The following is a 17,695-nucleotide window of genomic DNA, read 5'->3' on the forward strand; positions in this document are numbered from 1 at the left end:
GATCAGGCAACCGCGGATTGCGGGGCGAGGTCGAAGAGTTCGCGGGCGTCGGCGACGCTGCCGCGGATGGCGGCGGCGGCGACCATCACCGGCGACATCAGGACGGTGCGTCCGGTCGGGGAGCCCTGGCGGCCCTTGAAGTTCCGGTTGGACGAGGAGGCGCAGAGCTGGTCGCCGACCAGCTTGTCCGGGTTCATGGCGAGGCACATCGAGCACCCGGCCTCGCGCCATTCGAAGCCGGCGGCAGTGAAGATCTTGTCGATGCCTTCCTGCTTGCACAGCTGGGCGACGATCTGGGATCCGGGCACGGCGATGGCCTTGACGCCCTCGGCGACCTTGTGGCCCTGGATGTACTTCGCCACCTCGCGGAAGTCGGAGAGGCGGCCGTTGGTGCAGGAGCCGATGAAGGCAACGTCGACCTTGACCCCCTTGATCGGGGTGCCGGCGGGCAGCTTCATGTAGGCAAGGGCTTCCTCGATGCTCGCCTTCTCGACCGGCGTCGCGGCGGCGGCCGGGTCCGGGATGGTTTCGGAAATGGCGATGCCGTGGTCGGGGGAGATGCCCCAGGTGACGGTGGGCTCGATCTCGCCGGCGTCGATCTTCACGACATCATCGAAGGTGGCATCCGGATCGGAGGCGAAGGAGAGCCAGCGGGCGGCGGTGGCCTCGAAGTCGCTCATGTCAACGTAGGGCCGGCCCTTGAGGTAGGCGACGGTTTTCTCGTCCGGGTTGACGTAGCCGCAGCGGGCACCGCCTTCAATGGACATGTTGCAGACGGTCATGCGCTCCTCCATCGACATTTCGTCGAAGATGTTGCCGGCATACTCGTAGCAGTAGCCGATCCCGCCCTTCGCGCCGAGCTGGCGGATGATGTGGAGGATGACGTCCTTGGCGTAGACTCCCGGGCGGAGCTTGCCGTTCACCTCGATGCGGCGGACCTTGAGGGCTTCCATGGCCATCGTCTGGGTCGCGAGGACGTCGCGGACCTGGGTGGTGCCGATGCCGAAGGCAATGGCACCGAAGGCACCATGGGTGGCGGTGTGGGAGTCGCCGCAGGCGATGGTGGTGCCTGGCTGGGTGATGCCCTGCTCGGGACCGACGACGTGAACGATCCCTTGCTTGCCCGACTTCAGGTCGAAGTAGGTGACGTTGAAATCATCGGCGTTGCTCTGCAGGGCCGCCATCATTTCCGCGGCAAGCGGGTCGACCGGCTGATCCTGGTTCTCCGTCGGGACGATGTGGTCGACGGTCGCAAAGGTGCGCTGAGGGTATTTCACCTTCAGGCCGAGATCGCGGAGCATGCCGAAGGCCTGCGGGGACGTCACCTCGTGGATGAGATGGGTTCCGATGAAAACCTGTGTCCGGCCGTCGGCCAGGGTGCTGACGGCGTGGCTTTCCCACACTTTTTGGTAGAGGCTCTTGCCCATGATCAATGAGCCGCTTTTTCGCGGCGGGCGGGCAACGTGGGTCAGCCGCGGGGGAATGTCAAAGCGCGATCAAGTGTGTCTCCGTGCTCCCGGGGGAGGACGGCCGGGTCAAAGCATGTGGTAGCAAACCACGGCGGTCGCGCCGGTGGCGAGCAGCGCGGCGATCGCCCAACGGCCGAGGGTCGTGGACCGGCGGCGGCGTCCCGGCGTCCCATGAGAGCCGTCGATCCAGGTGCGCCACTCTTCGGGCTGGTCCTGGCGATAGCGGTGGTAGTGCCGGTTCGAGGATTGGAACCGCGGCCGCGAATCTGGGGTTTTCATCGGTATGAGGTTCTGTGGGATACCCAAAATCGGACATTTGGCAACCATCGAATCGTTCACGCTAGGTCGCTTACGTGGAAAACGAAAAACCCCGTCCGAACATTCGGACGGGGTTTTGGAAAGATCGAATCAAGCAACGAGGCTCACTTCGAGTACTCGACTTGGGGCGCTGCCGGAACCTCTTGGAACTGGGGCAGGGGGCGAAGCGGCTTGGCCTTGGGCTCCCCGGTGCAGCAGCAGGAGGCGGACACGAGTGCGAAGGCGGAAACACAGACGGCAGCAATTACGCGGAACATGGCGGGAGTGAAGTGAGGTTTTTCAGATTTCGCGAGAAAAAATGTCTTCCCGAGAAAATGCAGGGTGGTCCGGCGGTCCGGCCACCCTGCTTTGAGTCATTTCCGGCCATCCGGGGACGGCCGGGCCGGCCGGCTTACTTGGCGGGCGCGACGTAGGTCGGAGCGGCCGGAGCGGGAGCCGGGCTGCTGGAGCAGCAGGATGCGGCGACGAAGGTTCCGGCGGCTGCGGCGGCGAGGACGGCGATTTTCACAAGTTTCATAATGGTTGCTTGAGTTGTTTGGTTGCACGAACCGGAACTAGTCCGACCGTAGGGGCGAGTCTAACTGGCTGCATCATTGGTGCAAGGCCAAATCTCCCCGGTCTCCGGGGGGCGCGGAGGCCGCGGGCGCTAGGCGCTGCAATGATTTCCGGGGCTGCCGGCCGGGGTGGGCGGGCCCTCCCGGAGGTCACTTCCAGACGGAATCGAGGCGGTGGAGACGGAGGCTTTCGAAGCGGACGCCATCGTTCCCGGACAGGCCAATGGTGCGGGTGCCGGGTTTCGGGGTGAGGTAGCGGCCGTGGTAACTCCCGTTCACGAAGGTTTCGACCGAGACGGTGTCGACGAAGAGTTTGAGGTGAAGCTTGCCATCGACCGGAGGCTGCGGCCCTTCCATGCCGGTGAAGCTCTGGTCGGCGCGCTTCCACAGGGCGACCGGCTCGCCGAAAATCCTGAAGCCCGCCTCGGACGACACGGTGCTGGCATCGATCACCGCCTCCAGCTCGAAGCGGGAGCCGGTGAAAGTGGAGAAAGGATCGGAGTCCTTCCCGATTACAAGGTTGTTCCACTCCCGGGAATCGCGGCGCAGGGTCGCGAGCTCCGGTGAGGGTTCGATCCAAAGCCGGGTGTTGCCGTCGACCTTGCGCAGCTGGAAGTCCATCGGGACCGACATCTGGAGGTTGAACGGGGAGTTGGGCATGCCGCCGCCCTCGCGCATCCAGCCGAAGTGGACACGGCGGCCGTCCGGGGCGTTGTCGTAGGTTTGGCCGGCATAGGTGTTGCCGAAGTAGTGGCGCAAGGGGGCTCCGTCGGGCTTGAACTCGCGGCCGTCGAAGTCGCCGAGCAGGTACTTCCCGTTGGCGCCCCAGGCGACCCAGCGGGTGTTCTTCGGGTCGCCGTCGACCGGAAGCTCGAAGAGGTCGGGGCACTCGGCGTCGCCGGGAATCTGGTAGGTCGAGGTCCGGGTCCACTTCACCAGGTCGGGCGAGGTGTAGATGCCGTACTCGTTGCCGTCGTGGTAGAGGGCCATCACCCAGTGCGAGGTGGGTTCGTGCCAGAACACCTTTGGGTCGCGGTTCTCATGGACGTGGTGCGGAACCACCGGGTTGCCCTCGAACTTCTGGAAGGTCTTGCCACCGTCATTGCTGATGGCGAGCGCCTGGGTGAATTTGACCCCGGGCACGTAGCTGTGGCCGCCGGCCGCGGTGTAGGCGAGGACCAGCGCGCTGTCGCCCTCCACCTTGAGCGTCGTCTTGTCCTTCGGGACCACGATCCCGGAACCGGAATACATGAAGCCCTCGGCGTCGGGGAACAAGGCGTCCGGATTCTCTTTCCAATGCAGCAGGTCGGTGCTGGTGGCGTGGCCCCAGTGCATGTTGTCCCAGCCGTGGTTGTAGGGGTTGTGCTGGTAGAACAGGTGCCAGGTGCCGTCCTGATAGACGAGGCCGTTGGGATCGTTCAGCCAGCCGCGCCGGCTGGTGAAGTGATACTGCGGGCGCTCGGGTTCCCGGTAGAGGTCTTCTTCGCCGGGGAAGCTGTCGCTGAGGGTCACCTGGTCCCAGGCCTCCGCCAGCGCCCCGGGGATCCGGCCGGTGACGGTCAGCTTGCGGTCCTGGAAATTGGCCAGGTCGGTGAAGACCCAGAAGTCGGGCTTCCCGGAGAGGCAAATGTAAGAGAAGTCGAAGGGCTCGTCCTGATCGTCGAGGGTCAGGTAGAAGCGCTCCCGCGTCGCGGTGTCACGGCTGACCGGCCAAATGAGGTAGCGCTTGTTGATGGTGAACTCGCGCCGGACATCCATCACCATCGGCCGGTCGCTCTGGACGATCTGGTCGATGTTCAGGTGGCCCCAGCCGCCCTTGCGCGTGTCGACGACCTCGAGGTGGGCGCTTTCACCGGCCAGGTCGGAGAGATCCCATGTCGCCCAGGCCAGGCGCTCGCTGCCGCCCGGCTGGACGTTCGGGCCGGTGGCGGTGCGGACGACCTCGCCGCCGACGAGCAGGTTGATGCAGGTCTCGCCGGCGTGGCCGCCGCCGCCGATCAGGAAGTTGAGGTGCTTGCGCTCGATCTTGAACGGCGGGGATGCCGCCTTGCCGGTGGCGTCGTCGCCGCCGTGGAAGCCGCTCAGGAATCCCTGCCCGAGGAAGCCCTCCACCTTCATCTGGCCGTCGAGGGCGCCGGTCGCCGGCTGGCGGCCGAAGGCATCGCCGCTGATCTTCCAATCCCCGAATCCGGCGGATTCAAAATCCGCGACCAGGAGATCGTCCGCGGCGGACGCGGGACGGGCGGTGAGGAGGGCGAGCAGGAGCAGTCGGCTGAGGCGGGTCATGAGATGGTTGGTGTTTGGTGATTCGGCCGGCAAGCATCCGGCCCGGTTTCCGGGTGCGGAACGTCAAAGGAAGCACAGGACAACAAAGCTGCCATGACAGCCGCGCTCAACTGTAAGCGCGGCCGGCCGGCTCAGCTTTTCCCGAGGAGCCTGGCCTCGAGATCTTCCAGCGGCACGCCCTTGGTTTCCGGCACCATCAGTTTCACCCACAGGAGCTGGAGCACCATCATTCCGGCGAAGAACAAAAACACGGCGCCGGGGTGGAAGGAGTCGACCATTTTCGGAAAGACCGTCGTCAGCAGCGCGGCAAAGATCCAGTGGGTGGCGCAGCCGAGCGACTGGCCGCTGGCGCGGTGCTCGTTGGGGAAGATCTCCGAGATGAAGACCCAGATCACCGCGCCCTGGCCGACCGCATGGGCGGCGATGAAGGCGAAGATGCAGGCGGGGACAATGCTGTAGGTCTCGCTGTAGAAGGCCCACGAAACCAGGCCCAGCGACAGGATGTAGCCGAAGGAGCCGATGTAGAGCAGCGTTCGACGGCCCAGGCGGTCGATCAGCCACAGGCCGACGAAGGTGAACACCAGGTTGGTGAGGCCGATGCCGATCGACTGCAACAGTGCGGCTTCCTTGGCGAGGCCGGTCATTTCAAAGATGCGCGGCGCGAAGTAGAGGATGGCGTTGATGCCGGAGAGCTGGTTGAAGAAGGCGATCAGGAAGGCGAGGATGATCGGGACCTTCAGGTGGGAGGACCAGAACGGGGTCTTGGCGCGGCCGCGGGCATAGTGGTGTTCGATTTCATTCGCCAGGGTGTCGACCTCGGCGGGCGACGACTGGGGCGAAACCATCCGCAGCACCGCGGTGCCGGCCTCGCGGTCGCCCTTCTTGCCGATCAGCCAGCGCGGGCTCTCCGGGATGGCGAAGGTCATCACCGTGTAGATGATCGCCGGGATCGCCTCGACGCCGAGCATCAGGCGCCAGGCGTTGTCGCCGGTCTTCGCCAGCAGGGCATTCGACAGGAAGGCGACGAGGATACCGAAGACGATGTTGAACTGGAACATCCCGGCCAGCCGCCCGCGTTTGTCCGGCGGGGAGATTTCGGAAATATAGAGCGGGGCGGCGACGGTGCTGATGCCCACCCCGAGTCCGCCGATGAAGCGGGCGAGGATGAAGGAATAAACTTCCGGCGCGAAGGCGGACCCGATCGCGGAGACGAAGTAGAGCAGGCCGATCCACAACAGTGTCTTCTTCCGGCCGAAGCGCTCGGTGGGCCATCCGCCGACCAGGGCGCCGATCACCGTGCCATAGAGCGCGGCACCCATCGCGACGCCGTGGAGGATACTGTCGAGCCCCCAGAGTTTTTGGATGGTTTGTTCCGCGCCGGAAATGACCACGGTGTCGAATCCGAACAGGAAGCCGGCGAGGGCGGAGGTCAGGGACCAGAAGAACAGTTTATTCATGGGTTTTGCTTGGGTCTTGAGAACGGGTGTCAGCGGAATTCCTTTCCGAATCCCGCGGTCGAGTCGCGGACGACGAGGGTGCCCTCGGCGCGGATCTCGCGGGCGGGCAGGTCGGGCCGGGCGAGGCGCGTCGACATGGCATGGTAGGCCAGGCGGCCGATCTCCTCGACCGGCTGGCGGACGCTGGTCAGCGCCGGTCGCAGCAGCTTGGCGTAGCGCACGTCGTCGAAGGACCCCACGATGAGGTCGCCGGGGACCTGGAAGCCGAGCTCGCGGAGCGACTGCAGCAGTTCCCCGGCGGTGATGTCATTGGCGCAGGCGACGGCGGTCGGCTCCTTGCGCCATTTCGCGGTCAGCTTGCGGAGCTCCTTCAGGTCGCCCGGCTCGACGAAGCGGGTGGGCGAGGCACCGCCGATCAGGTCATGGTCGAACATCGCGCCGATGATCCCGTTGTGCCGCTGGCGCACCGTGGCGGCGGAACCGGGCCGGGCGAGGAACTCAATCCGGCGCGCCCCGCGGGCGATCAGGTGGCTGCCGAGCGCGTGGCCGGAGCGATAGTTCTGCAGGCCGACCAGATCGAGTTCGCTGCGGCCGGGGTAGGGCAGGTAGTCGCGGTCGAGCAGGACCACCGGGATGCCGGCGGCGGCGAGTTCGCTGATGATCGCGCGGTTGGCCTCCCCGGTATTCTCGTCCAGTTCGACCGGCGCGAAGAAGACCCCGTCGACCCCGTCGCGGATCAAGCGGCGGCAGGTTGTCAGCAGGTCGGGGCTGTCGGAGGCACCGCTGCTCAGGCGCAGGATGCAGCCGTCGCGCTCCGCCTCGGCGGCGATGGCGGCGCAGGTCGGTTCGAAGATTTCCGTGTGGCCGATGCCGTGCACGAGCAGGCCGAAGGTGCCCTGGTTGCCGGGCGCCCGGGTCTTGGCGCTGCGGCTCACGAAGGAGCCGGAGCCGGCGCGCCGGAAGATCATGCCCTGGGCCTCCAGCAGGTTGAGCGCACGGGCCGCGGTGGGGCGGGAGGTCTTGAAGCGTTCCGCCAGCTCGACCTCGGTGGGAAGCCGGTCGCCTGCCGCCAGTTCACCGCGGGTGATCAGGTCGTGCAGGTGATCGTAGACGCGCTTGTGCTTCATCGTGTGCCGGGGTGAGGGAGCGGCAGATTGACAATTCACGATGAAATGAAAAGAAAATGATCAGTCACACGGGTTCCTGTCGTAAAAGCCGCGAACCGACGTCGGTCCGCTGGAAGTTGTTCAAATCGCCTGCAATTGCCTATTTTCTCGGTCCAAGGGCCTCGAAGAAGTCAGATCTGACAAAGGGATGAAATGACTGATTTGTCGCAAATGATAAACAGATTGACGGCGGTATTGAATGTGATTGTTTCTCATTAAACCCATGGAGTCCCCGAAAAATCCCAGTGTGCGGTTTCCCGAGATCGCCGGGCAGCTGCGCGACGAAGTGTTGTCCGGCCGCTACGGCGTGGAGGGCAGGATGCCGAGCGAGGCGCAGTTGGTGCGGCGCTTCGGGGTTTCGCGGCCGACCGTCGCACGGGCCTTGCGGGTGCTGGCTGACGAAGGGTTGGTGGAGCGGCGGGCCGGATCCGGCACCTTCGCTCGCAAGGCGCCCAAGGAGGGGCCCGCAAGCAAGCTCCTGGCCCTGTTGGTGCCCGGGTTGGGGAATACCGAGATTTTCCAGCACATCTGTGGCGAGATCGCCAGCCTCGCGCGGATGCACGACTACGGGTTGGTGTGGGGCGGATCCGACCAGCCGCAGGGCGACCCGGATCTGAGCCTGCGCCAGGCCGAGCAGCTGTGCCGGCAGTTCATCGAGCGCAAGGTCGCGGGGGTTTTCTTCGCCCCGCGGGAGCTGGTGAAGGGCAAGGAAGAGGCCAACCGGGCGATGGCGGAAATGCTCCGCGAGTCCGGGATCCCGGTGGTCCTGCTCGACCGCGACCTCGCGGCCTTTCCATCTCGCAGCGACTTCGACCTGGTCGGAATCGACAACGTCGCCGGCGGCTTCCTGCTCGCCGAGCACCTCCTGAAGTTGGGGTGCACGCGGATTCACTTCGTCGCGCGTCCGCTGTCCGCGCCCACGGTGGAGGCCCGCATTGCCGGGGTCCGCGAAGCCCTCGCACGGTGGAAGGTGAAGCCCGACCCGAACTGGATCCACATCGGGGAAATGGAGGACCGCAAGTTCCTCCGCAGCCTCACCGGGCCGCTCCGGCCGGAAGCCTACGTCTGTGCCAACGACCACACCGCGGCCCTGCTGTCGCGCGAGCTGCACCGCTGCCACATCCGGGTCCCCAACGAGGTCCGGGTCGTCGGCTTCGACGATGTGAAGTTCGCGACCCTCGTGTCGCCGGCGCTGACCACCATCCAGCAACCGTGCCGGGAGATCGCATTGACGGCATTCCGGACCATGATGGACCGCTTGTCGGATGCCAGCCATCCCGCCTGCCACCTCTCGCTGGCACCCCGCCTCGTCGTCAGGGATTCCTGCGGTGCCTACGTCCGGCACGAGAAGCCGGCCGCATCGGAGTATTCGTTTGCCAGTTAGTCCTTGGTGTCTGCGACCTTGGCAGAAGATGTTCCTGTGCGCCAAAACGATCGAGTTTCCGCTATGGCAAGACGCAGAACGTCAGCTGCGAAAAAGAAGGCTGGCGATCGTCAGGGGTGGAAGCAAAGCAGTCTCATCCCATTCAGTTCAAAATCGCGAGGGACGGCGAAGCCGCAGGACCCGGGGGAACGAAGATCCAGCAATTGAAGCTGGAGGCGGAGGTGGGAATCGAACCCACGAATAGCGGTTTTGCAAACCGATGCCTTACCACTTGGCTACTCCGCCGTGACGCTCAGCGCGTGCGGGGGGGATTCCGTAAGTCGCGGGCGCGAGGCTGTCAATGCCGGGATTTCCTTGATTCCCCGGTGATGACGCGGTTCCCGGGGGGATCGTGCCTGGCCGCGCCCGCTCGCCGGGGGATTCACTCGACGGGCAAGCCGGCGCCTTTCCATTCCGCGAAGCCGCCCTCGAGAACCGAGACGTCGTGGCCGAGCGCGACCAGTTGCTTCGCGACGGTCTTGGCATCGGGGCAGTCGGCATCGGTGCAATAGATCACCACAGGGGTGCCGGCGGACTCGGCGGCGCGGATTTCCTCCTCGTGCTGCGGCAGACCGCGCTTGAAGTCGCGGCGCGGCCACGAGATGGCGCCGGGGATGGCGCCGAACGACGACACGAATGCCGGCCGGGCGTCGTAAATCAGGACCGAGCCGGTCTGCTGGCGGGTGAAAAGCTTGTCGAGAGGCATGGCCGTCAGTTCGCCGGGGGACGGGGCGGTGCGGACGACGGTCGGCGCCGGCCGCGGCGCGGGGACGACCGGCGGTTCCGGGGCGGGCCTCTGGCAGGCGGTGAACAGAAGGGCGACGAGGAGGCAAGCGCGCGGCATCACGGGCGGATTCCATCGTCTCCCTTCCCACACCGCAAATCCGAATCGTCCGGAGTGCCGTCGCGGCGGTGGATTTTCGCGGGTCGCCAGCGGCATTCGTTCTGCTACGTTGGCGACGATCCGCGTCATGTTGAAACCCATCCTGCTGTTCCTCGCCGCGCTGGCCCCGGCCGGTGCCGTGGAGATCCGTGTGGCAACGTTCAACGTCGGCGCCCACTTCACGCAGAGCTCGGGCGGGGTTTACTATCCGGAATTCGGCCTCGGTGATCCGGGGACGCCCGATCATGAAACGGTGAAGCAGATCCTGGCGCGGATCGATGCCGACGTGGTGGCGCTGCAGGAAATCGACTCGGCCGACATGTCGGGTAGTCCGAACGATGTGGCGGCCCTCGCGGCCAGCCTGGCCTACCCGTATGTGCACGTCGCGACCTACTCGGCGTCGGGCGGCTTGTCGGGATCCTTCGACACCGACCTGAGGGTGGCCTTCCTGTCCCGGTTCCCGTACCTGTTGGCATCGGAAATCCGCTCGCCGGCCGGGGCGAAGGAACTCACCCGGCTGCCGGCAGTGGTAAAGGTCGATGTCCCGGGGACCGATCGCGACCCGGTGCTGGTCACCGCGCATCTCAAGCCGGGGGGCAGCACCGATCGGTTCCGCCGGGGCGTCGAGCTCAAGCGGATCGCCGCCCACGTGGCGGGGATGGGCCTGACCGGGAACGACAACTTCATCGTCACCGGTGACTTCAATCTCAACCCGAACTACGGCAACACCACCTATCAATCCCTTCCGTCGAGCTTGCCAAGCACCTACGTGCTGGGCGCGGATTTCCCGTTTCCGATCACCTACTCGACCAATCCGCTGAGCTACTTTCCCCCGGCCGGGGTGACCCTGCTAGATCCGCGCCAGACCAATGGTTCGCCGGTCACCTTTCCGGGCGGGAACGGCTATGCCCTGGATGTAATGCTCGTCTCGCCGGCGCTTGCCGGACGTCCGCACGCGGAGGAGGTCTACAACTCGGCGCTCGATACCTCGAACAGCATCGGCCTGCCGAAAGCGGGCTCGCCGCTGGCCTCCTCCACGAGTGCCACGGCCTCGGACCACTTCGCGGTTTTCGCGGACCTGGAACTGGACCAGGACTACTCCGATCTCGGGCTCGCGCTTTCCGCACAGGTGGTGCGTGAAAGCGATCCGCCTGGCACCGCGAGTTTGACGGTCATCCTGCCGGAACCGGCGGTTTCCAACGTCACGGTGGACTTCGTCTCGGACGATCCCCGGGCCGTTCCGCAGCAGGCGTCGCTGGTGATTCCCGCCGGGCAAAGCAGTGCGACCACGGGGATCGTGACCACCCGCGACTTCCTGCCGTCGGGCAGCGGGGCGGTGACGTTTTCCGCGACCACGGGCGGCTTCGACGGGGCCGAGGCGATCCTCAACGTGCTGGACGTCGACGGGCCCTATGTCTTCACCGTGGCCGGCGAAACGGTGGCAGAGAACTTCGACGGCTTCGACGGTGCCCATGACCCAGCCTCGTGGTCGACGGCGGGGGGCGGCTGGACCGGGATCGACGACGGCTCGTCGCCGCTTTCCGGCGCGCGGGCATACGGTGAGGGAAATGAAGTGGCCTTCGGCTTCCTCCCGGGGGCCTCGGGAATGGTCGCCGAGGCCCGGTTCATCAACTCCAGCGGGACAACCCTGACAATGCTCGACGTCGCCTATCAGGTGGAACAGTGGCGGGCGGTGTCCGGCGGCAGCGAGGACACGATCGAGGTCGCCCTGGTGAAAGATGGCGGGATCTTGCCGCTGCCTGATCTCGCGTTCACGGCTTCAACGACGCTGCCGACCGGGCCGGTGCCGGGCGGTGCCGCGACCGCGAGGATGCTGCGGGTCCACGGATTGTCGGTCGCCGCGGACGAGGAATTCACGCTGCGCTTCACCTTCACCCCCGGGCCAGGTTCGGGAGCATTGCCGGCGGACGTCTTCGTGAACGAGTTTCACTACGACAACGATAGTACCGATAGCGGCGAGTTCGTCGAAATCGCGGTCGGGCCGGGATTTGCCGGGAATCCCGCCGAGGTCGAACTCGTGCTCTACAACGGCAGCAACGGCGAGGTCTATGATGCCGGTCAGCATTTCCTCAGCTCCTTCACGGAAGGGGCGACGACCGCCTCGGGGCACCGTTTGTTCTCGAAGCTGATCGCGGGGATCCAGAACGGCTCGCCCGATGGCTTCGCGGTCACGGTGAACGGTGTCGTCACGAGTTTCCTCTCGTATGAAGGCAGCTTCACCGCAAGCAACGGGCCGGCGAATGGCATGACGTCGACCGACATCGGGGTCGCGCAGGGAACCAGTGAACCCGTGGGGACGAATGCCCTGGGCCTGAGCGGTTCGGGCGGAAGCGCGGCCGACTTTAGCTGGATGAAGTTCACCGGTGTGGAACACAGCCGGGGACAACCGAACCAGGGGCAAAGCTTCATTTTGCCGGGATTGCCCGCGCAGGGCCTGGCGATCGACGACCTCAGCGTCACCTTCGTGGCCGACCGGGATCTCGACGGACTTGCAGACGATGAGGATCCGGACGACGACAACGACGGCATGGCCGACGGCGATGAGATCGCCTTCGGGACCGACCCGCTGGACGCCGGGTCGGTGTTCAGGGTGGAGTTGGTGACCACGCCGGACGGCTTCGCGCTGGCTTTCCCGGGTGCAGCAGGGGTCACCTACACGATCGAGTGGTGCGACGACCTCGAGTCGTGGGACCATTCCGCCGAAGTGCCGGGGGAAGGGGCGCCGGCGGTGTTCGTGCTGCCCGAAACCGGGCGCTTGTTCGCGAGGATCCGGGCGGGTGGATGAAGTGTCGATGTTGTCACCGGTCTCGGTGCTGGCACTCCGGCGTGCCGCCGGTTAGGAATGCCGGCCAGTGAGCAAATCTTCGTGGCGCGGCCGAATCACCCACTTCCTGGATGGCAGCCCGGTCGCGCTGGCAATCTACACGTCGATCGCCTCCTTTTCGGCCTACTTCAGCATGTATGCCTTCCGCAAGCCGTTCACCGCGGCGACCTACGCGGAGGTGCCGCTGGCGCTGGAAGTGAGCGGACGGGTGATCGAGCCGAAGACGCTGTTCGTGATCGCCCAGATCATCGGCTACTGCCTGTCGAAGTACCTGGGCGCGCGGGTGTGCCCGCAGGTGCCCCACCGGCGCCTCGGCCTGGCCTTGATGGCGGCGATCCTGTTCGCGCTGTTTTCCTTGTTGCTGTTCGCGGTCCTGCCGGCGCCGCTGAAGGTCGCGGCGATCTGTCTCAACGGGCTGCCGCTGGGTCTGGTCTGGGGATTTGTCGTCCGCTACCTGGAAGGCCGGCGGACCTCGGAGCTGTTGCTGGCGGCCTTGTCCTGTTCCTTCATCCTCTCCAGCGGGGAGGTCAAGCGGGTGGGCTTGATGTTGATGAATGCCGGGGTGCCGGAGTTCTGGATGCCGTTCGTGGCCGGGGCGCTGTTCCTGCCGCTGTTCGCGCTGTCGGTCGGCTTGCTGGCCCTGCTTCCCGCGCCGAGCGCGGCGGACGAGGCGCTGAGGTCGAAGCGGGTCACGATGGACCGCAGCAGCCGCCACGCCTTCATCCGGCGCTTCCTGCCGGGGCTGGTGCCACTGTGCCTGGCGTATTTCTGCCTCACCGCCTACCGCGACTTCCGCGACAACTACCAGGCCGACATTTTCCTGGAGATGGGGATCTCCGATCCCGCCGCATTCTCCCGCACCGAGCGGCCCATCGCCTTCCTGGTGCTGCTGGTGCTCGCGCTGATTTTCATGATCCGCAACAACCGGGCGGGCCTCGTGGTGACCTACCTGGTGATGATTAGCGGCCTGGTTCTGATGGGCGGCTCGACGTTCCTGTTCGACCGCGGCCGGCTCGGGGGCGAGATGTGGATGATCGCAACCGGCCTGGGCGCCTACCTGGCTTATGTGCCTTTCGGCAGCGTGCTGTTCGACCGGACCATCGCGGTGACGCGCTTCGCCGGAACCGCGGTCTTCGCGATCTATGTCGCGGACGCCCTCGGTTACACCGGCTCCGTGGCGATCCAGTTGTACAAAGACCTGTTCGCGGGAGGCTCGGCGAAGCTGGAGTTCTTCCACCGGATCACCTGCGGGATGGTTCTGGCGGGCATTCCGCTGCTGGGGGCGGCGATGGCCTACTTCGTCCGCCAGGGTCCACCCGCGGCGCCGCTTCAGGGGGTCGACAGCCGGAAGTAGAGCTTGGGCAGCACCTCGGGGTCCGCGGTGACCGTCTCCTCGATCAAGCTGCCGGTGCCACGCACGGTGCGGACCGGTTCCCACTCGTCGAGGTCGGTGCTACTTTGGATCTCGTAGTCGACGCCGGCCCGGCTGCGCCAGGCGAGGAGCATGGCGGAACCGTCGAAGCTGGACTGGTCGAGATGGAGCGCCTCGTTGCCGGGGACGCTGAAGTAGAAGCGGTTCGAAACCTCGGTGTAGGAGTCGTTGATGAACAGCGTGACGAAGTAGTCGCCCGGCGGGAGATCCGGCAGGCTGAAGGTGACGCTGCCCTGGGTGTTGCCGTCGACGTAGAGGTAGGCGGTCAGCACGTCGATACCGGGCGTCTCGCCCTTCTTGAAGATGCCCATCCAGTCCTTGGGTGTGCCGGGTCCGTCGGTGAAGTTCACCGTGAAGTCGGCACCCGGTTGGACGGTCGGGGAACTCATCGACACCTGGGTGATCTCGGTGCCCACCGAGAAGCGTACCCTTCCGGCGATCCCGAAGTACCCGTCGTCCAGGAAGTAGTCGGCGAAGTAGTAGCCCTTCGCGAGACCGCTGAACGGGATCAAGCCGCTGTTTGTGCCGGCTCCGCCCGGGGTCCGGGTGCCATTGAGGTAGTACCAGGCACTGGCGTTGGCGGCTCCCGGGGTGGTGCCTTCCTTGTAGATGCCGACCCAGTCGTTCGCGCCGCCGGGGGCGTTCGAGAACGAAAGATCTACGGTCTGACCTTCATCATAGCTGGTGCGGTCGGGGGCGAGGACCGGCTTGTCGCCGACGTAGAAGGCCACCCGCGGGGCGATCTCGGTGTAGCCGTCGTTGGTGAAGAAGGCGGCGAACCATTCGCCCGCCGGGAGGTTGGTGGTGAAGTGGCGGATGCCGCTGGTCCCGGTGACATACTGCCAGGTGGTCGATGCGACCGGCCCCGGGTTCTGGCCCTTTTTGTAGATGCCGATCCAGTCGGTCGCCAGTCCCGGGCCGCCCTCGTAGGTGACGGCGATGTCTTCACCGGGCGCGAAAACGCTCTTCTCCAGGCGGATCGCCGGGTCGCCGGTGAAGCTGCTGCCGGTCACCCCGAATTCGACGACGGGCGACCAATCCGACCAGAGCGTGTTGCTGTCGCGGTGGCGGACGCGGGCAAAGTAGCTGCCGTTCGCAAGCCCGTCGGCCGCCAGCGTCCTCTGCAGGATGTCGATGCCGGCCCGCGTGTCGACCGGTTCGTAGTCGGGGGCACCGGTGTCCCCGTAGATGTTCTCGAAGTCGCGCAGGTCATCCACTTTCAGGTCGCTGAACGCGGCATCGGTCGCGACCTGGAACCACGAGCTGTTCAACGACTCGCCGGTGGTGGTGGAGAAGGGGGAACTCTGCAGGACGAGGGGCAGGGTGGCCGGGCTCGCGAAGACATTCGTCAGGGCCGGGGCATCCGGCGGCGCCTGCCCGAGCTTGCGGCTGAAGCGGTCGATGAGCCGGCTGTTGTATGACCAGCGGGTGCTGGTCGGGAACTTGACGTTGGCCTCGGCGAAACAGCGGACGTCCATGGTCCGTGCGTCGAGGTCGAACTCGATCAGTTGCCAGGCCCAGTTGGGAATGGTCTTCTGGACGTCGTCGTAGTCCGACTCGTTCGACTGGCCCCAGTACTGGTCCCAGGCGCTGCCGCCCGAAATGATGTGGTAGACCGGCCACTCGCGGGTCTGGCCGCGGGCATAGATGTGATGGTGCGCCCCGATGTTCAGGACGTGCTTTTCCGTCTGTGCGAGAACCGGCATGGCGGTGTTCCTCAGCCAGTTCGAGATGTCGCCGATGTACTGCTCGGCTTGGTAGGGACGGTGGCAGAGGCTGATCATCCAATCGATGCCGGGAGCGGGACCGGCCGCATTGACGAGGCTCTGCACCCAGGTCGTCTGGGGGGGGCCGGCGTGCTCGCTGGAAGTGTGGACGAAGGCGATGTTGGCGAGCTGGTAGGCATAGTAGACCTCGGGGTCGGGACTGGTCACCCCGAGGCAGTCGAGGTCGTCGTAGGTGAAGATCGCCTTGTAGTTGGCCAGGCCCGGATCGCTGTAAGTCTCATGGTTGCCGATCGTCGTCATGATCGGGACGTTCGGGGAGATCCAGCCGTTGAACTTGAAGTGGAGGTGCCGGTAGTGCTCCAGCGTGCCGACATCGACTTGGTCGCCGGGCATGATGACCAGGTCGACCGCTTCCTCGATCGGCACGCCGTAGAGGTCCTCGACTTTCTTCTTCGCCCGCTCGACCAGCCGCTCGAAGCGGCGTTGGGCGGGGTCGATGATCTGGTTGTCGCCGAGCACCAGGACGCGGTATTTGCCGGTCGATGTCCCGAGGGGTTTCGGCGTCCGGAATCGGAAGACCTGGGAACTCACGTGCTCCGTGCGAACCCGGTAGTAATAGTAGGTGTCCGGCTGGAGCCCGGTGAGCCGCGCGGCATGATAGTGGTAGTTGGCACCCAGCGGATTCATCCCGCCGCCGGCCGTCTGGTCCAGGTTCCCCGCGGTGAGGCCGTAGTCGACGTGAGTCTGGCTGTCGCTGTCGGTCCACCAGCTGACGCGGATCGAGTCGGGCCGCGGGGCGTGGAGGTAGGGGCGGAGGCCGGCGGGTGTGCCCTGGAAGTCATAGTCGATCGCTCCCATGGCCCATTTCGGGCGGAAGACGAAGGCGCCGGCGGCGCCGTAGGCGGAAAGGCGGAGGAACTGGGAGCGATTCATGGAAATGCCTGCGGAGCGGCGGATGGTCAGGGAGCAGAGGGGAATTCGAAGATCTTGTAGAAGCGGCGGGCGGGAGCCGGGACTGTCAGGACCTCGGTGAAACCGGTGGTGCCTTCGCCATCCGATGGCAGGGCGTAGGCGATGTTCTCCCAATCGACCTGGGGGTCGCCCTCGAGATCCGCGGAGGCATAGATGTCGTATTCGTGGCCGGCCTTCGACTGCCACACGAGGGTCACGGTGTCGCCGGACCTGACGACGGATTCGACGGGAATGATCTCCTCCGGGGGCTCGACCACGGTGAAGGGGATGGGTCCACGGTCGATCTCATAGCCGTCGTTGAGGAGCAGGAGGGCGTAGTAGTTGCCCGCCGGGAGATTGAATTCCAGCGACCCGTCGACCGGGCCCGCGGCCGCCGTTTGGGAGCCGTTCAGGTAGTTCCAGGAAAAGGAATTCTGGAGTCCCGGGGTGGTGCCGGCGGTGTAGATGCCCACCCAGTCGGTGGCGCCGCCGGCGGCGCCGGTCCAGCTCACGGTGACGGTTTCGCCCACGGTGAAGGTGGTCTTGTCGAGCGAGAAGGCGGCAGTGCTTTCCGCCGCCACCATCACCAGGGTCGTCGCGGAGTCCTCGCCGCCATTGACCTCGAGGGTGTAGGTCGTGTTGCCCGACGGGTTCACCGCGATCGACGACTGGCCGAGCACGTCGAGCGGCGGGTTGGTCCCGTCGTCGAGTGTCAGGGTCGTGACCTGGTCCCCGTTCTTGATCGTCCACGACAGGTCGACCGGTGAGCCGGTGGTGAGGTTGCTTGCCGCGGCGAACAAGGTGATGGAGGGGGCGGGATCGATCACCGAAAAATCGACAGGTGTGGCGCCGGCCTTCGGCGTGTAGCTGTCGTTGCCGAGCATCCACGCTGTCCACTCGCCGACGCCGACGGTGAAGGGCGCGCTGCCCGAATCCACGACGGAACCGGCGGTTTTGCTGCCGCTGACGTAGACCCAGGCGGTTGCCACGGGGTTGCCGTCGGGGATTTCACCCTTCGGGTAGATGCCGAGCCAGTCGGTGGCCGCGGTGGCTCCGGTCCAGGAAACGGTGATGGTTTCCCCCGGGGCGTAGTCCGGCTTGTCGACGTTGACGGTGGCCTGGGCGGCGAGCGGAGCCGTGATGGCCAGGCAGGCGGAGAAGATGGCGATGATCGTTTTCATGGC

General features: G+C 65.7%; 13 protein-coding genes and 1 tRNA gene. 3 read left to right on the forward strand and 11 right to left on the reverse strand.

Translation table 11 applies throughout. The features are described 5' to 3' along the window. Window positions 1-2: 2 nt before the first annotated feature. The 7 genes from leuC to IG178_RS15445 all read right to left on the reverse strand — a co-directional run bounded on the left by leuC (window position 3) and on the right by IG178_RS15445 (window position 7,211). Window positions 3-1,427 (reverse strand): 3-isopropylmalate dehydratase large subunit, encoded by a 1,425-nt coding sequence (gene leuC, locus IG178_RS15420; RefSeq protein WP_193213462.1) that lies wholly within the window; start codon window positions 1,425-1,427, stop codon window positions 3-5. 108 nt (window positions 1,428-1,535) lie between these two features. Next, entirely contained in the window at window positions 1,536-1,748 is a 213-nt protein-coding gene (locus IG178_RS15425; RefSeq protein ID WP_193213463.1) for a hypothetical protein, read from the reverse strand. A 143-nt stretch (window positions 1,749-1,891) separates the two neighbouring features. Beyond that, window positions 1,892-2,044: a hypothetical protein gene (locus tag IG178_RS15430; RefSeq protein WP_193213464.1), complete on the reverse strand. Its 153-nt coding sequence runs from the start codon at window positions 2,042-2,044 to the stop codon at window positions 1,892-1,894. Between the two features lie 134 nt (window positions 2,045-2,178). Next, entirely contained in the window at window positions 2,179-2,304 is a 126-nt protein-coding gene (locus IG178_RS25955) for a hypothetical protein (protein ID WP_255518979.1), read from the reverse strand. 187 nt (window positions 2,305-2,491) lie between these two features. Beyond that, the gene (locus IG178_RS15435) at window positions 2,492-4,627 is read right to left on the reverse strand and encodes a glycoside hydrolase family 32 protein (RefSeq protein WP_193213465.1); all 2,136 of its coding nucleotides are present in this window, start codon (window positions 4,625-4,627) and stop codon (window positions 2,492-2,494) included. Between the two features lie 131 nt (window positions 4,628-4,758). Then, window positions 4,759-6,084, reverse strand: a complete 1,326-nt coding sequence (locus IG178_RS15440) for a sugar porter family MFS transporter (protein ID WP_193213466.1) — start codon at window positions 6,082-6,084, stop codon at window positions 4,759-4,761. Window positions 6,085-6,113: 29 nt separating this feature from the next. Then, window positions 6,114-7,211 carry a GntR family transcriptional regulator gene (locus IG178_RS15445; RefSeq protein ID WP_193213467.1) on the reverse strand — a complete coding sequence of 366 codons (1,098 nt, stop codon included), beginning with the start codon at window positions 7,209-7,211 and terminating at the stop codon, window positions 6,114-6,116. 262 nt (window positions 7,212-7,473) lie between these two features. On the opposite strand from IG178_RS15445, the gene IG178_RS15450 reads away from it, so the two are divergent. After that, window positions 7,474-8,634, forward strand: coding sequence for a GntR family transcriptional regulator (locus tag IG178_RS15450; protein ID WP_193213468.1), 1,161 nt, complete (start codon window positions 7,474-7,476; stop codon window positions 8,632-8,634). A 210-nt stretch (window positions 8,635-8,844) separates the two neighbouring features. Here the strand turns inward: IG178_RS15450 and IG178_RS15455 are convergent. Both IG178_RS15455 and IG178_RS15460 read right to left on the reverse strand, forming a co-directional pair. Further along, window positions 8,845-8,919: transfer RNA gene (locus IG178_RS15455), tRNA-Cys, on the reverse strand. A gap of 136 nt (window positions 8,920-9,055) precedes the next feature. Further along, window positions 9,056-9,517, reverse strand: coding sequence for a rhodanese-like domain-containing protein (locus tag IG178_RS15460; protein ID WP_193213469.1), 462 nt, complete (start codon window positions 9,515-9,517; stop codon window positions 9,056-9,058). 127 nt (window positions 9,518-9,644) lie between these two features. On the opposite strand from IG178_RS15460, the gene IG178_RS15465 reads away from it, so the two are divergent. Beyond that, the gene (locus IG178_RS15465) at window positions 9,645-12,362 is read left to right on the forward strand and encodes an endonuclease/exonuclease/phosphatase family protein (RefSeq protein WP_193213470.1); all 2,718 of its coding nucleotides are present in this window, start codon (window positions 9,645-9,647) and stop codon (window positions 12,360-12,362) included. Between the two features lie 67 nt (window positions 12,363-12,429). Continuing rightward, entirely contained in the window at window positions 12,430-13,755 is a 1,326-nt protein-coding gene (locus IG178_RS15470; protein WP_193213471.1) for a DUF5690 family protein, read from the forward strand. Here IG178_RS15470 and IG178_RS15475 read toward each other — a convergent pair. Together IG178_RS15475 and IG178_RS15480 are read right to left on the reverse strand one after the other, a co-directional pair. Further along, window positions 13,731-16,493 carry a purple acid phosphatase family protein gene (locus tag IG178_RS15475; RefSeq protein WP_193213472.1) on the reverse strand — a complete coding sequence of 921 codons (2,763 nt, stop codon included), beginning with the start codon at window positions 16,491-16,493 and terminating at the stop codon, window positions 13,731-13,733. The genes IG178_RS15470 and IG178_RS15475 overlap by 25 nt on opposite strands. Window positions 16,494-16,519: 26 nt before the next feature. After that, on the reverse strand, window positions 16,520-17,692 hold the full coding sequence (locus IG178_RS15480; protein WP_193213473.1) for a hypothetical protein: 1,173 nt from the start codon (window positions 17,690-17,692) through the stop codon (window positions 16,520-16,522). Between the last annotated feature and the right edge of the window lie 3 nt (window positions 17,693-17,695).

Origin of the sequence: Neoluteolibacter marinus (assembly GCF_014904755.1) — a bacterium.
In the GTDB taxonomy this organism is placed as follows: domain Bacteria; phylum Verrucomicrobiota; class Verrucomicrobiia; order Verrucomicrobiales; family Akkermansiaceae; genus Haloferula; species Haloferula marina.

Coding starts and splice junctions, on each gene's coding strand:
- leuC (WP_193213462.1), bottom strand. CDS start 1,427: ATGGGCAAGAGCCTCTACCAAAAAGTGTGGGAAAGCCACGCCGTCAGC.
- IG178_RS15425 (WP_193213463.1), bottom strand. CDS start 1,748: ATGAAAACCCCAGATTCGCGGCCGCGGTTCCAATCCTCGAACCGGCAC.
- IG178_RS15430 (WP_193213464.1), bottom strand. CDS start 2,044: ATGTTCCGCGTAATTGCTGCCGTCTGTGTTTCCGCCTTCGCACTCGTG.
- IG178_RS25955 (WP_255518979.1), bottom strand. CDS start 2,304: ATGAAACTTGTGAAAATCGCCGTCCTCGCCGCCGCAGCCGCCGGAACC.
- IG178_RS15435 (WP_193213465.1), bottom strand. CDS start 4,627: ATGACCCGCCTCAGCCGACTGCTCCTGCTCGCCCTCCTCACCGCCCGT.
- IG178_RS15440 (WP_193213466.1), bottom strand. CDS start 6,084: ATGAATAAACTGTTCTTCTGGTCCCTGACCTCCGCCCTCGCCGGCTTC.
- IG178_RS15445 (WP_193213467.1), bottom strand. CDS start 7,211: ATGAAGCACAAGCGCGTCTACGATCACCTGCACGACCTGATCACCCGC.
- IG178_RS15450 (WP_193213468.1), top strand. CDS start 7,474: ATGGAGTCCCCGAAAAATCCCAGTGTGCGGTTTCCCGAGATCGCCGGG.
- IG178_RS15460 (WP_193213469.1), bottom strand. CDS start 9,517: ATGCCGCGCGCTTGCCTCCTCGTCGCCCTTCTGTTCACCGCCTGCCAG.
- IG178_RS15465 (WP_193213470.1), top strand. CDS start 9,645: ATGTTGAAACCCATCCTGCTGTTCCTCGCCGCGCTGGCCCCGGCCGGT.
- IG178_RS15475 (WP_193213472.1), bottom strand. CDS start 16,493: ATGAATCGCTCCCAGTTCCTCCGCCTTTCCGCCTACGGCGCCGCCGGC.
- IG178_RS15480 (WP_193213473.1), bottom strand. CDS start 17,692: ATGAAAACGATCATCGCCATCTTCTCCGCCTGCCTGGCCATCACGGCT.